The 13,260-nt window shown below is 37.1% G+C and carries 13 protein-coding genes; 5 read left to right on the forward strand and 8 right to left on the reverse strand.

Translation table 11 applies throughout. The features are described from left to right. The first annotated feature begins 3 nt into the window (after positions 1-3). From RM549_RS02625 to rlmB, 4 genes are all read left to right on the forward strand, one after another. Positions 4-432 (forward strand): hypothetical protein, encoded by a 429-nt coding sequence (locus tag RM549_RS02625; protein ID WP_311680514.1) that lies wholly within the window; start codon positions 4-6, stop codon positions 430-432. A gap of 11 nt (positions 433-443) precedes the next feature. After that, positions 444-1,874, forward strand: a complete 1,431-nt coding sequence (locus RM549_RS02630) for a SusD/RagB family nutrient-binding outer membrane lipoprotein (protein WP_311680515.1) — start codon at positions 444-446, stop codon at positions 1,872-1,874. 22 nt (positions 1,875-1,896) lie between these two features. Continuing rightward, complete coding sequence (locus RM549_RS02635; protein WP_311680517.1) at positions 1,897-3,057, forward strand: hypothetical protein; 1,161 nt, start codon at positions 1,897-1,899, stop codon at positions 3,055-3,057. A 101-nt stretch (positions 3,058-3,158) separates the two neighbouring features. Continuing rightward, entirely contained in the window at positions 3,159-3,899 is a 741-nt protein-coding gene (gene rlmB / locus RM549_RS02640) for a 23S rRNA (guanosine(2251)-2'-O)-methyltransferase RlmB (RefSeq protein WP_311680521.1), read from the forward strand. A gap of 82 nt (positions 3,900-3,981) precedes the next feature. Here the strand turns inward: rlmB and RM549_RS02645 are convergent, their stop codons facing one another. After that, positions 3,982-4,734, reverse strand: coding sequence for a rhomboid family intramembrane serine protease (locus RM549_RS02645; RefSeq protein WP_311680523.1), 753 nt, complete (start codon positions 4,732-4,734; stop codon positions 3,982-3,984). 86 nt (positions 4,735-4,820) lie between these two features. On the opposite strand from RM549_RS02645, the gene RM549_RS02650 reads away from it, so the two are divergent. Beyond that, entirely contained in the window at positions 4,821-6,095 is a 1,275-nt protein-coding gene (locus tag RM549_RS02650) for a replication-associated recombination protein A (RefSeq protein ID WP_311680526.1), read from the forward strand. Here RM549_RS02650 and RM549_RS02655 read toward each other — a convergent pair. The 7 genes from RM549_RS02655 to RM549_RS02685 all read right to left on the reverse strand — a co-directional run bounded on the left by RM549_RS02655 (position 6,092) and on the right by RM549_RS02685 (position 13,114). Beyond that, positions 6,092-6,937: a hypothetical protein gene (locus RM549_RS02655; protein WP_311680527.1), complete on the reverse strand. Its 846-nt coding sequence runs from the start codon at positions 6,935-6,937 to the stop codon at positions 6,092-6,094. The genes RM549_RS02650 and RM549_RS02655 overlap by 4 nt on opposite strands. Positions 6,938-6,993: 56 nt before the next feature. After that, a complete protein-coding gene (locus RM549_RS02660; RefSeq protein WP_311680531.1) occupies positions 6,994-8,307 on the reverse strand; it encodes a DUF5723 family protein in 1,314 nt (437 codons plus the stop codon). A 107-nt stretch (positions 8,308-8,414) separates the two neighbouring features. Further along, complete coding sequence (locus tag RM549_RS02665; protein ID WP_311680538.1) at positions 8,415-8,969, reverse strand: hypothetical protein; 555 nt, start codon at positions 8,967-8,969, stop codon at positions 8,415-8,417. Between the two features lie 52 nt (positions 8,970-9,021). Beyond that, entirely contained in the window at positions 9,022-9,711 is a 690-nt protein-coding gene (locus RM549_RS02670) for a YjjG family noncanonical pyrimidine nucleotidase (protein ID WP_311680545.1), read from the reverse strand. Continuing rightward, the gene (locus tag RM549_RS02675; RefSeq protein WP_311680552.1) at positions 9,698-10,987 is read right to left on the reverse strand and encodes a polysaccharide deacetylase family protein; all 1,290 of its coding nucleotides are present in this window, start codon (positions 10,985-10,987) and stop codon (positions 9,698-9,700) included. The genes RM549_RS02670 and RM549_RS02675 overlap by 14 nt, the downstream gene beginning before the upstream one ends. Before the next feature lie 10 nt (positions 10,988-10,997). Beyond that, positions 10,998-11,696 (reverse strand): RadC family protein, encoded by a 699-nt coding sequence (gene radC, locus RM549_RS02680; protein ID WP_311680687.1) that lies wholly within the window; start codon positions 11,694-11,696, stop codon positions 10,998-11,000. A 59-nt stretch (positions 11,697-11,755) separates the two neighbouring features. Continuing rightward, complete coding sequence (locus RM549_RS02685) at positions 11,756-13,114, reverse strand: UDP-N-acetylmuramate--L-alanine ligase (RefSeq protein WP_311680560.1); 1,359 nt, start codon at positions 13,112-13,114, stop codon at positions 11,756-11,758. Between the last annotated feature and the right edge of the window lie 146 nt (positions 13,115-13,260).

Here is a 13,260-nt window from a genome sequence, read left to right on the forward strand (position 1 = left end):
CCTATGAGAAACACTATCTCAAATGGAGGTGGCGTGATTCTGGATGGTGTCCAGGGAGATGTAGAATATAATTCTGATGGGACTTATGATGTAACTAATACTTCACCTAATGGCACGCGAGCAAGAACAGATTATTACGGTAATCCTTTTGGTTATGCCAGAGATGCTAATGCAGGACATGTTTACGATGCTTCCTATGTAAAGCTGAGAGAAGCAAATCTCACCTATAACTTTGGAAATAAGTTTATAGACGCTACACCTTTTACCAGAGCATCTATTTCATTAATTGGAAGAAATTTATGGATTATCCATAAAAACATTCCATATTCTGATCCAGAGGCTGGTCTTAGTTCAGGAAATGTACAGGGATATCAATCAGGTGCGTATCCAACTATGAGAGAAATTGGTGCTAGTCTTAAGTTTAACTTTTAACAAAAACAACTATGAAAAAATATATAGTAGCTATCACAGCTCTTGTTACATTATGGTCCTGCCAGAGTGACGAGGAGTATGAGGATCTTAACAGAGATCCAAAGAATCCGACAGAAGTAGCTTCCGACTTTTTATTCACAGCAGCTACAGTAAGCTTATCCGATAATATGGCCAGTCCTAATGTAAATGATGGCTTGTACAGATTCCTGGCCCAGTATTGGACAACGACAACATATCTGGATGAACCAAACTACGATTTGACATCAAGACAAAACCCCGATAATGTGTGGTCTGAGATTTATAGGGATGTACTTTATGATCTAGAAGATGCGCGTAATATTGTAATGGAAAATGAAGAATTGAGTCAAGCTGAAAAAGATGCTCGTCTAGGACAAATAGAGGTAATTGAAATATATGCATGGCACGTATTGGTGGATACCTTTGGAGACATTCCTTATTCCGAAGCATTACAACCCGATAATTCACTACCTGTTTATGATGATGATTTGACCATTTATGAAGATCTTATAAGTAGATTAGAGTCAGTAGATGTTTTACTTTCTGCCGGTACTGGTTATACTACAGCTGATGTGATTTATGGTGGAGACATGGAACAATGGCTGAAATTTGCCAATTCATTAAGTCTAAGGTTAGGAATGAGAATTTCTCAGTCAAATCCTGATCTTTCCAAGGCCACAGTGGAGAACGCTGTCTCAGATGGAGTTTTCACTTCAAATAATGATAACGCAACTGTGGAATATTTGGGAACTTTTCCAAATACTAATCCATTATGGGAAGATCTGGTACAAAGTGGACGTTCTGATTTTCTTGCTTCTGCTACAATTGTAGATTACATGAACGCTTTGAACGACCCGAGACGGATGGCTTACTTTGATGATAATCTTGGTGAAGGTGTTTACACGGGAGGAGTTTATGGAGGAAGCAACAACTATTCGGCCTACACGCACATTGGAGATCCTTTTCTTGAGCCTACAAGAGAAGGTATTCTACTTGATTATGCAGAAGTAGAGTTTAACCTCTCACGCGCAGCTGAACTCAGTTATTCGGTTCCCGGTGATGCAGAAACGCACTATGAGAATGCAATAGAAGCTTCTATTTTATATTGGGGAGGAACTGAAGCTATGGTCACTGCATATCTTGCACAACCTGCAGTATCTTATGACGGTAGCATTGAACAATTTGCTACTCAATATTGGATTGCTATGTTTGATAACCCTTTTCAGGGGTGGTCATTATGGAGAAAATATGATAATCCCGATCTTGTCCTTCCACAAGAATTTGGAACTCCGGTACCATTGCGCTTCACTTATCCTGTAGACGAGCAGAATTTAAATAACACCAACTATATAGATGCTTCAGATGCTATTGGAGGAGATGATCAACAAACTCCACTCTTTTGGGATGTTGAGTCTGAACTTTAATTAAAATATAAAAACGAAAATAATGAGAAACAATATAAAATACTGGGGCCTTTGCTTATTTATTGCTGTAGGCCTAGCTTCATGTGAAAGCGAAGAAGACGATCTAAAGGACAGAACTTCAGATCTTGGTGGCTATGCGTTATTAACAGATCGTAGTCTTAGCCGTTTTGATACCAATGAAGAATTGAATATCGATCTAATTACTTCTGAAGGTGTTACTGCTGAAACTGTAGAAATTTTACAAGATGGTGAAGTAGTTGGTACTGCAACAGTATCTGGGGAAAGTGCCAGTTTTAATTCTTCCATTCTCGGAAATTTCACTTTTCCAGATGACGATGGAATAGACGAGGAAGAAGGAACTTATCCAGTAAGAATACGAACTACCTATTCAAATGGAAACGTTTCTGAAGACCCATTTACTATTTCTGTAGGAAAAGTTTTATCCCTTGGCAATGCAGCTGATGAATATGACAATCCTAACCAAATTACAATGGACAGTCTTTCATCTGTTAGTCTTGCCTACGAAGTATATTCTTTTTCTGCTCCAATAGATGACGTAAGTCTCATGCTTAAAAAGAATGAAGATGGCACTTATATGCCGAGTGGTGTAGAACTTTCGACAGACGGCGGATATGTGGAACTATCCGAAACTAACTATGAGGAATTGAACCTAATGGTTAATGACACTCTACATTATAAATTCACTGCCACGAGCGGTGAAATGACAGATGTTATCGAATCTACAATAGCGATAACACCCAAGGCTTTTACTACATCCAATTCAGTAACTTTAACTGATGATGCTCTTACCAATCAACTTAATTTAGCTACAGGTGAGATTTCAGAAGAAGGAAATGAAGAAGGTGAAATCCGTTTCCTGGATCCAACCGGGTTTGAAGTCATAAATGATGTTGACATTTCTTTTGTAGAGGTAGAAAGTGAGTTTTTTGAAGAAGCAGATGTGCTAACAGCATGGGAAGCTTTTGAAGCAGGTGATCCTGAAACATCTTTTACAGATCTTGAAAGTGGAGATACTTTCGTATATAAAACTACAAGAGAAGTTGAAGATGAAGACGGTAACGTAGAAACCTATAACTATTACGGTGTTTTGCAAATAAGTAACGTTACTACCGTTGATGGTGAAGTAGTTAGTTATGATGTTGAGTACGCTGAAGGTTACTAGATCTTGAAATGTATTTAAATGATTTTTAAAACCACCCTTCACCGGGTGGTTTTTTTATTTCTCAATATTCAAAAGGAAAAATTTAGAACTATCTTTGTGGCATGAATGAAAATGATACTACTAAAATATTCGGAATAAGAGCAGTTATAGAAGCCATTGAAAGTGGTAAAAGTATAGATAAAATATACCTTCAAAAAGGCCTTTCTGGATACCTGATCAAGGATCTCGAGAATCAAATTAGAAAAGGAGATTACAATATTTCCTATGTTCCTGTGGAAAAGCTTAACAAATTAAGCAAAGGCAATCATCAGGGAGTCGTAGCAAGCATATCTCCTGTGGAATTCAAAAGTATGGATGAGGTTGTGCAGTCCGCTTTTAAAAACACCTCTACCCCGCTTTTTTTACTCCTTGACCAATTGACTGATGTACGTAATTTCGGAGCAATTATTCGAACAGCGGAATGCTGTGGTGTTAATGCTATAATTATCCCGGAAAAGGGAGGTGCACCCCTTAATGCTGATGCTGTAAAAACGTCGGCCGGCGCAGCTTTTAGTGTTCCTATCTGCAAAGTAAATCATATCAAGGACGCAGTATTTTATCTTCAATCCTCTAACGTTCAATTGGTGGCTGCAACTGAAAAAACCAATGATACTATTTACGACATTGATCTAAAAAAACCTACTGCCATAGTTATGGGCAATGAGGCTAAAGGGGTAAGTAGCTCTATATTAAAGTCTGTTGACTACAGAGCCAGATTACCCATGCTGGGAAAAATTGAATCATTAAATGTTTCTGTTGCCTGTGGTGCTATACTGTATGAAGTGGTAAGGCAGAGACTGTAGGGTTCAAGAAAGTTCTTAAAATAAGTGAAATGATTAGGACGGGCTATATCGCTTCTGTTCTTAAATAAAAACCCGGAAATTTTTATTTACCCCCCCTCTCCTTTTCCTGATTTGTGGGCTTATATGAATAAATGTATTCAGTATTTTCATATCCCGGGTCATTCTCTTCCGGTAGCTTTTCAATGAAATTTCCGTTTTCATCAAAATGTTTCATAAAATCATCATTCTCTTCACTGTAACCAGGTCTCTCCCATTCATATTTAGGAGGCTTTGCAATTTTCTTCTTGTAAATAAAGGAAAGGGAAAATCCGGCGATTAGGCCCGACAAATGTCCTTCCCATGAAATTTCCGGATCTATTGGTGTTACATACCATAGCATTCCTCCATAAAGAAAAACTACAATTAGAGAAAGTGCAATAAGTCTGTAGTGTTTAGAGAAAACACCTTTAAAAAATAGAAAAGATGCTAAAACGTATATTATTCCACTTGCACCTATATGATTTGCTTCCCTACCGATAAGCCATGTCAACAATCCAGAAAAAAACATCCCCAGAAAAAGGACCTGCCAGCTAATCTTCCTGTAGAAGTAAAAAAGCGCCATGGAAAGAACAAATAAGGGAATGGTATTATTGAAGAGATGTTTTAGTCCGGAATGAATAAAAGGAGAGAAAATTATCCCTCTTAAGCCTTCCACCTTACCCGGTCTAACTCCAAAATTATTAAAATCGAAGCCAAATCTTATTTCGAACCAGAATACGATCCAAATGGCCAATACAAAAATAATAGGGTATCCTATTACTCCGGGAGAAAAGGTGAATGGGCTGGATTGTTTCAAAATTCTGTTTTAGCATCAATATTACAAAAAAGCAACCAAACCTTTTCCTTATGAAATGTTGTCATCATAATTCTTAATTTAGCCAAATGAACAAACCATTAGCAGAACGATTAAGGCCACAGAAATTAGAAGATTATTTAAGCCAACAGCACCTTATAGGAGAGAAAGGCGCGCTAAAGCAACAACTTAAGCAGAGAATAATACCTTCCATGATTTTTTGGGGGCCTCCGGGAGTCGGAAAAACCACGCTGGCTAATATAATTGCTGAAGAATCTCAGCGTCCTTTTTTTACTTTAAGTGCAATTAGTAGCGGAGTAAAAGATGTTAGAGAAATTATTGAAAAAGCTAAAAAAAGCGACGGACTTTTTACCACCAAAAGTCCAATCCTTTTTATAGATGAAATCCACCGTTTCAGCAAATCACAGCAGGATTCTCTATTAGGAGCAGTAGAGAAAGGTTGGGTTACCCTAATAGGAGCAACCACAGAAAATCCAAGTTTCGAAGTTATCTCTGCACTTCTATCCAGGTGCCAGGTATATATTTTAAAGCCGTTTACAAAAGAGGATCTTATAGCCTTACTTAAGCGTGCTATGAAAGAAGATTCTCTAATTGCTTCCAAAAATATCCAACTAAAAGAAACAGAGGCTCTGCTGCGATTAAGCGGAGGAGATGCCCGAAAACTCCTGAATATATTTGAGTTACTGGTGACTTCAGCTAAAAACGGAGTACAGATAACTAACGATCTGGTCTTTGAAAAAGTTCAGCAAAATACTGTTCTCTATGACAAAACCGGGGAGCAACATTATGACATCGTTTCAGCATTTATAAAATCTATAAGGGGAAGTGATCCAAATGGCGCAGTATACTGGTTGGCTCGTATGATTGAAGGTGGTGAAGACGTTAAATTTATTGCCCGCAGACTGCTTATTCTGGCCAGTGAAGATATTGGAAATGCAAATCCAACAGCCCTGGTTATTGCTAATAATACTTTCCAGGCCGTAAACACCATTGGCTATCCTGAAGCAAGGATAATTTTAAGCCAATGCACTACCTACCTTGCTACATCCCCAAAAAGTAATGCAGCATACATGGCTATTAATAATGCCATAAGCCTTGTAAAGAAAACAGGAAATCTATCTGTTCCTATGGCGATTAGGAATGCCCCAACAAAATTAATGAAAGATCTAGGATACGGTGATAATTACAAGTATGCCCATAACTACGAAGGGAATTTTACGCAGGAAGAATTTTTGCCGCAAGAAATCAAAAACACCATAATCTATCAACCCGGGCAAAACCAACGGGAAAATTCCCAAAGGGAGTTTCTGAAAAAACGCTGGAAGAATAAATATAATTATTAGTCCTGAACCTCATAAACTGTCTTTATCATTTCATTTTTATTCTTGTCGAAATGCTCTACTACAAGATTTTCTTCTTTATCAAAATAGGCAAGTCCTTGTTTAGTAATTGAAGAATAAATATAATTCTCCTGTCCTTTAGATTTAATTAAGGATGCAAAAGGTTCTGCCATTCCTTTTTGAAAAAGGGAGTATCCAGAATCGCTCTTTTCAATAAAGTATACAGCATTATCCAGAATGTAGACTACTGCACTTTTTTCAGTTCCAGTTTCTGTTTTTTTAACTTCTATATCTTCGTCTTCCTGCTCTTCTGCCATGGCAGCTATCATATTCTCTTCCGGGGCTTGAGCAGCCACTTCTCCTTCCTGTTCGGCTTTGGGAGAACTAATAGTTTCAGTAGCTATATTATCAGAGTCTTGCTGAAATTTATAATTAAATTCTTCAAAAGAATTAAAGGCATCCCTTAACGCATCATGATGCGCCCGTTTAAAATCTTTTTTTCGGCTTGAACCTTCACTAGAGCGGTAAACTACTTCTCCATTGCAATTTTCCAGAACCACCGTCAGTTTAGTGACAAAAAGATTAGAGTCATCTTTAACATCTGCATACAATGCCAGGCAACCATTCGCTTTTAAGTCGGATGGTTTTTGTTCAGATTTCATTGTGGCCTTAAAACCGTTCTTTTCAAAAAGAAATTTTGTCAGTGCGTTAAGCTGATATTCATCTGGAGCATTTAAGAATCCGAATGATTCCGGTACTACGACATATTTGTACTTGTTGAGATTTTGAGAATTAAGTGATGTAAAACTCAATATAAGAGCAATGCTAAAAATGGCAGTTTTCATATAAATATATTTGTTAAGAACAAAAATTCACCAACAAGAGTATAATTTGATAAAGCTTATTGTGTTGATCTGTCATCAAAAATAAATTGCATACCCAATTGCAGGGAAGTGCTGTTAGCTTTTGCGAAATTAGCAAATCCAAGCAAATTATTTGCTGCAAGATAAATATTAAAACTTCCAAAAGTTCTATGTGCCATTAATCCGATGTTGGTAAAAGAATAATCATCAATAGTATATGCTGCACGAAAACCAAATTTCTCGGTTATAAGTTTATCGTAATATGCGGCCATGGAAGGTGTTATCCCTTTGGGCCGGCTAACCCCTGAAAGTAAGAGTCCAATTGCATTCATATATCTTACCTCCTCTACGAGACGATAATTACAAGGCAGGAAAGCTCTTCCAAACCCAAACTCCATCGTAGTATTAAATTTAATGGGTCGCCAGGTAACGTAGGATTCATTTAAGGTCTCGTCCTGCAGATTCGCATCAACTTCATCTTCAAAAAGGTCCCAGTAAGGTATTGCGCCGGTGTTCTCTTGCTCAGGGAATAAAGGTTCAATACCTTGAGTTTCATAACTGCCGTAATAGCGATAATTCTCTACATCTGTACGCTGAAACATCATTCCAATATCCTGCACTGCACCTGTAACAATAAATTGCTCGTTCACCTTATAAGTTGCGCCAAGATCTAATCCCATACCAATATTCCCCCCCAACATCGATCTTTTCAGCAAATCTGCAGCAGCCTGATCTACAGTATTATCCTGTTCATCTCTTAAACTGGCAAATCCCGAAGTGTTTACGACAACATCAATATCTGAGGCAGTTTGCCTGTAAAAACCATTGCCTCCCTCGTTAAGAGTGGTTGTAAAGGTTCCCTGATTATCTGTACTCTCGACATTAAAAATACCGGAATAGATCTTAGCCCTTGCTCCAATTGTAAGTTTATTGTTCAGTTTGTGATTAAGACCAACGTGATAAACCGTTAATACTTCAGCAGTAAAAGAAGCCTGGGAAAAATCAAAAGGCTGATTTATGTAATTGGTATTCCCTTCATTTACTAAAACAGCAAGATCTTTAGGAAAATATGAAAAAATATCCATTTCCTGATAGATCCCAGCCGAAAGATAATTACGCCTATTAAGCCTCCAACCAAGGGATAAGATTTCTAACTGCTCATTTGCGGCAAAGTAATCTCTATGGGTAAGGCTACGGATGGCCTTTCTTACCCGTAGATTCACATTTGGGTTGGAATCATCAAAAATATCAAAAGCTGTGACCCCGGTAGATCCAATGGAAAAGTGAATTTGTGAAAAAAAAGGGATACCAAAGTGCCCACGAAAGTTAATTTCTGCACCAGGATTACTCATTAGAGTTTGTGGAAGAGCATCTACATTATAGAGTAAAGGTTTGTTTTGGGCAAATAAGGAAAAGTGTATTAAAATGAAAAAAAAAAAGAAAATCGAAACCCGCATAGCTAAAACTCAAACTTGAAAAGTCCCTTAGAAGCAAATTCAAGATCACCTGTAAAATCTTCTTGATTTGTCTGGACTTCAAGCTCGACAACCATAATAATTGAATTCTTCACTTGCTCAATCCTATCTGCTCCCATCACTTCAATTCTTTCGGTTGATACCGGATTATCAGAACCCCCAGGAGAAATCGGATAAATTATGCTAAACTGCTTTCTCCCCGAAGCTGATAAAAAATGTACTCTGCTAACAAAAGCCTGAGGAAAGGTATTGATATTTCGGAAATAAAACTCTACAGAATTTAAATCATTTTGAATATAATCATCATCTAAGAATTCCAACCTTACAGTATCTCTTATTACTGTCTTCAATTCTTTAGTAACAGGGTCTACAAAATCAGATTCCTCTACTTTATAAAGCACAAGATTCGATTGGATATCCGGACTAAGAACAATATCGTTTGCCTGATTAAAATCTACATCTTTTACACAGCCAACATAAGCGAACATCGCACAACAGAAAAAAAGCACTTTCAATAAACCTGCGTTCCTCTTCTTCATAGCATTCTGAGCTCTAGAATAATGTGAAGCGAACTTAACAAAAGTTTAGGGTTTACAAAAACTTAACAAGGTCTTTTAACGTTTGAATTTGTCTTATGTCGGAAATTTCTGATGACCTATAATAGTCAAAATATATAGATTGTAAGCCATATTTTTCAGATCCCAAAATATCAGCTTCATAATTATCTCCTATCATTACTGAATTAATAGCAGTAGCTCCGGCTTTTTCTAAAGCTATTTTAAAGATAAGTAAATGTGGTTTCTTAACTCCTGCTTCTTCAGAAGTAGTAATCGTATGAAAAAATTCAGCAATACCAGAAGTAGCCATTTTCTTACGTTGCACCTCCTCAAATCCATTCGTAATGATGTGCAGTTTATACTTCCTCTTAAGGTACTGAAGTATTTCCAGTGTTCCGTCCAACAAATGTTTATTTCGGGGCAAAAAATCAATATAATCCTTTGAAAGACCATAAATTACATCATCTGATGTTGTATATTTTAAAGAATCAAAGCTATCTTTTAACCTGCCATAGCGTAAAATTTCCTTGGACACTCTGTTATCCCTATACAATTCCCAATATTTCAGGTTTACTTTTATATAAACCTCCATAAACTCCTCGAGTTTTAAAGATATATTCCACTTTTTAAATATCTCCAAAAATGTAAGGCTGGAATTTTTATCAAAATCCCATAATGTGTGATCCAGATCAAAAAACACATGCTCTATCTTATTTAATTTCATAGATCAATTTTAGCAATTTGTAATTCGTTTCTGCATCAGCATATTCCGAGAAGTCCTGGTTCCTAAAAATTGCCCTGAATTTGCCACCCACTTCCCGCACCTGTTTCAAAGCCTTATTTACATCCCCAAAAGCTTTCTCCGGCTTCTCATTCTCGAAAATACCCGAATTGAAGACATATGGATGAACCAGTAACGGAGTAGTGACTTCCATATTAATATCGTAGAAAAGAAAAGGTGTACAGGTTCCGGCTCTAAATCCAAGCGCATCAGGATAACCCATAGAAAAGTCATTCTTAACCTCCAGTTCGACCAGATTATTATAATTTTCTGGAAGAGAGAGATCGTGACTGGAATTAAGAGAGTATTCCAGGGAACTATGAATGATGTTTTCCATTCTCAGTTTTTCCATTCTAAGGATTTTCATATTTCGAACTCCATAGTATCCCTGAAGCAATCCAACTTTAGCATAATCCCCCACATATTTGATCACCGATCTATACGGAATGCGGTTGTGATTAATATTTCTGTCATGAATTGTAAAATCGCTTAATTGAAACATGAAGTACATCTTCAGTTTATGCTCTTTTATAAGGGCTATTAAATCTTCAAAAATATTGAAAGGATCATTCTTGATTTTAAAAGCGACTTTAAGCCTATCGAAAACTTTAGTTAAATTAAGCCTGAAGAAGTCCCGTTGCATTCCAGCTATACTTCTTAGAATACCCTTGTTTTTATAACCGAAAACATGTTCTACGGCTATGATAGCATTAGATGAGAATTCACGGTGAACCACTTCCATATTGGGAAATCTTTCCTCAAGGACGCTCTGAAATTTTAAAGCCCATTTATCCACTACGGGAGAGTTAAGAAATCCTTTCTGATAAGCAAGGCTTTCTGCTACAGGAAACCGTTCTGCCTCGTCCTTTACGTGCGGAACGTACTCTTCGTACCTGCTCAAAAGAAAAAATGAAGATGCAAAAATATCAAAAGGCAAAGCGCTCATCTCAGAAACCGGAAAAAAACAAACAGAATCTTCCCATGGCAAAACTTTCACTTCAACTTCAGAAAAACCCTGCTCCATTAGCAAATCAACTTTCTGAAAAAATAATTCATTCCCTAGAGCTTGTTTTCCATACGACAGTTTCATCCCGTCATGGGCAATAAATTCTTCTATTTTGGAGGTGAATTTTATCGATATACCTAAAACCCCCGTACATATATGCTTAAAAATATAAATAATGCGGGGCGTGATCTTTTGGGTATAGATGAGTAGCATGCATGAAAATTTAGAGGAGACCTTCGTCTGCAAAGCTAAAGTAGGATTTTTCAGTTACAATAATATGATCCAGCACCTTTATGTCCAAACTTTCAGAGGCTGTTTTTAATTTTTTGGTTAGTTGCTTATCAGCCTCACTGGGATTAAGATTACCAGAGGGGTGATTGTGAGCAAGAATAATAGCAGTAGCTCCTAGTTCCAGCGCCTTTCTTAAGGTTATCCTCACATCTACCAGAGTACCTGTAATCCCTCCCTTACTTAACTGAAGTTGATCAAGCACCTTATTAGAATTATTAAGATATACTATCCAAAATTCTTCATGTGGTAATTCTCCAATTATCGGCTGCATTAATTCAAAAACAGAATTGCTGGATGTGATTTTTTTTCTTTCCAACGCTTCCTCTACCCTTCTTCTTCTTCCGAGTTCCAAAGCAGCGACGATAGTAATAGCTTTGGCTGTGCCAATGCCTTTAAACTCACAAAGCTGGGATATATTTAAGCGACCGAGTTCACTAAGGTTATTTTTTGTGGAAGCCAGAATTCGCTTGCTCAATTCGACAGCACTTTCATCCCTGTTCCCGGATCCAATAAGAATAGCTATAAGTTCTGAATCACTTAAGCTTACCCTGCCTTTCTGAAGTAATTTCTCCCGCGGACGGTCGCCCTCGGCCCAATTTTTTATACTAAATGTTTCACGTTCCCTGGCCATTGTAAAATACAAGATAAAAAATGCTTTTATTTTTACCGCACCAAATCACTGAAAATGAATTATTTGTTCACCCAGCTCTTTACTTCGTCAAAATTTAATCCGCCATAATTACCACTACTCATTAGAAGAAGTACAGAATTCTTCAGCTCCAATTCCCTTAAAGCTGTATGTAGTCGGGCTGGATCGATAAAAACCTTAATGTTGGGGTTTTTAAATGCTGAAGCAATTTGTTTTTCAGAAATAGATTCCAGCTTCTTTATTTTTACAGCTTCAGGCGAGTAAAAAACCATAACTTCATCAGCAGCGTTCAGACTGCCTTCATATTGTTTTAGAAAATCAGCATTTAAGCTGCTGTATGTATGTAATTCTAAACATGCCACTACCTTTCGGGACGAAAACTGTTCTTTTACAGCTATTGTAGTAGCTTTAACTTTTGAAGGACTATGTGCAAAATCTTTAAAAATAACAGCCGATTGAGATTCAGCTATTTTTTCTAATCTTTTAGATGCTCCTTTAAAAGTAGCAATGGCCTCATAAAAATCTGCTTCATCCACCCCCATGTGCTGGCAAATCCACTTAGCACCTGCAAGATTATTCAGATTATGCTTCCCAAAAATTTCAAGAGGCATATTCCCTTCCGGAGTATTTAATATTGTCTTTCCTGCTTCTATAGAATATTCCGGAGTTCGGTAAGCATGTTTTCTTATAGGATTCTTTGTTTCCTCTGCAATTCTTTGCAATTCCGTATCCTCTTCATTATAGACCAGGATTCCGCCATTGACAATAGAATCAACAAATATTCCAAATTGTTCAACATAACCCTTATAATCAGGAAATACGTTTATATGATCCCAGGCTATTCCGCTGAGTAAGGCAATATTAGGCTGATACAAATGGAATTTAGGCCTCCTGTCTATTGGAGAAGATAAATATTCGTCTCCCTCTATAACAATAAAATCATTATCCTCTGTTAAATGCACAGAATTTGCATAACCGTCCAAAGCTGCACCCACCATATAATCCACGGTTTTGTCGTGATAATGCATCACATGAAGAATCATAGAGGTGATGCTGGTTTTACCATGCGATCCTCCTATAACAACCCTTGTCTTATTTTTAGACTGTTCAAAAAGAAATTCAGGATAGGAAAATATTTGAAGTCCGAGTTCTCTGGCTTTTACCAATTCAGGATTATCCTCTTTTGCATGCATGCCGAGAATAACAGCATCCAGATCTGAATTAATTTTGGATGGAAACCAGCCTTCATCTTTGGGCAAAATATTCTTCTCCTGAAGTTTAGATTTAGAAGGCTCGAAGATAGCATCGTCACTACCTGTAATCTCGTGTCCTTTTTCTTTTAATGCTATTGCCAAAGCGTGCATGGCACTACCGCCAACAGCGATAAAATGAAGTTTCATAAAAACAATTTTCTACAAATGTAATTTAATAAATTTTTGATAAATAATCATGGTTGAAAAAAGCTGAATTAAAAATCGTCTATAGAAGCAACTGTTAATAAAACCTGATAAATAGTTTTGCTATTTGAGCGCACCATTTAACCTCA

This window comes from Autumnicola patrickiae (genome assembly GCF_031846525.1).
GTDB lineage: Bacteria > Bacteroidota > Bacteroidia > Flavobacteriales > Flavobacteriaceae > Autumnicola > Autumnicola patrickiae.

Excerpts from the sequence above, each read along its gene's own strand:
- RM549_RS02655 (WP_311680527.1), bottom strand. The coding sequence starts at position 6,937 with ATGAAAACTGCCATTTTTAGCATTGCTCTTATATTGAGTTTTACATCA.
- RM549_RS02635 (WP_311680517.1), top strand. The coding sequence starts at position 1,897 with ATGAGAAACAATATAAAATACTGGGGCCTTTGCTTATTTATTGCTGTA.
- RM549_RS02670 (WP_311680545.1), bottom strand. The coding sequence starts at position 9,711 with ATGAAATTAAATAAGATAGAGCATGTGTTTTTTGATCTGGATCACACA.
- RM549_RS02665 (WP_311680538.1), bottom strand. The coding sequence starts at position 8,969 with ATGAAGAAGAGGAACGCAGGTTTATTGAAAGTGCTTTTTTTCTGTTGT.
- RM549_RS02630 (WP_311680515.1), top strand. The coding sequence starts at position 444 with ATGAAAAAATATATAGTAGCTATCACAGCTCTTGTTACATTATGGTCC.
- RM549_RS02685 (WP_311680560.1), bottom strand. The coding sequence starts at position 13,114 with ATGAAACTTCATTTTATCGCTGTTGGCGGTAGTGCCATGCACGCTTTG.
- rlmB (WP_311680521.1), top strand. The coding sequence starts at position 3,159 with ATGAATGAAAATGATACTACTAAAATATTCGGAATAAGAGCAGTTATA.
- RM549_RS02625 (WP_311680514.1), top strand. The coding sequence starts at position 4 with ATGAGAAACACTATCTCAAATGGAGGTGGCGTGATTCTGGATGGTGTC.
- RM549_RS02675 (WP_311680552.1), bottom strand. The coding sequence starts at position 10,987 with ATGCTACTCATCTATACCCAAAAGATCACGCCCCGCATTATTTATATT.
- RM549_RS02660 (WP_311680531.1), bottom strand. The coding sequence starts at position 8,307 with ATGAGTAATCCTGGTGCAGAAATTAACTTTCGTGGGCACTTTGGTATC.
- radC (WP_311680687.1), bottom strand. The coding sequence starts at position 11,696 with ATGGCCAGGGAACGTGAAACATTTAGTATAAAAAATTGGGCCGAGGGC.
- RM549_RS02650 (WP_311680526.1), top strand. The coding sequence starts at position 4,821 with ATGAACAAACCATTAGCAGAACGATTAAGGCCACAGAAATTAGAAGAT.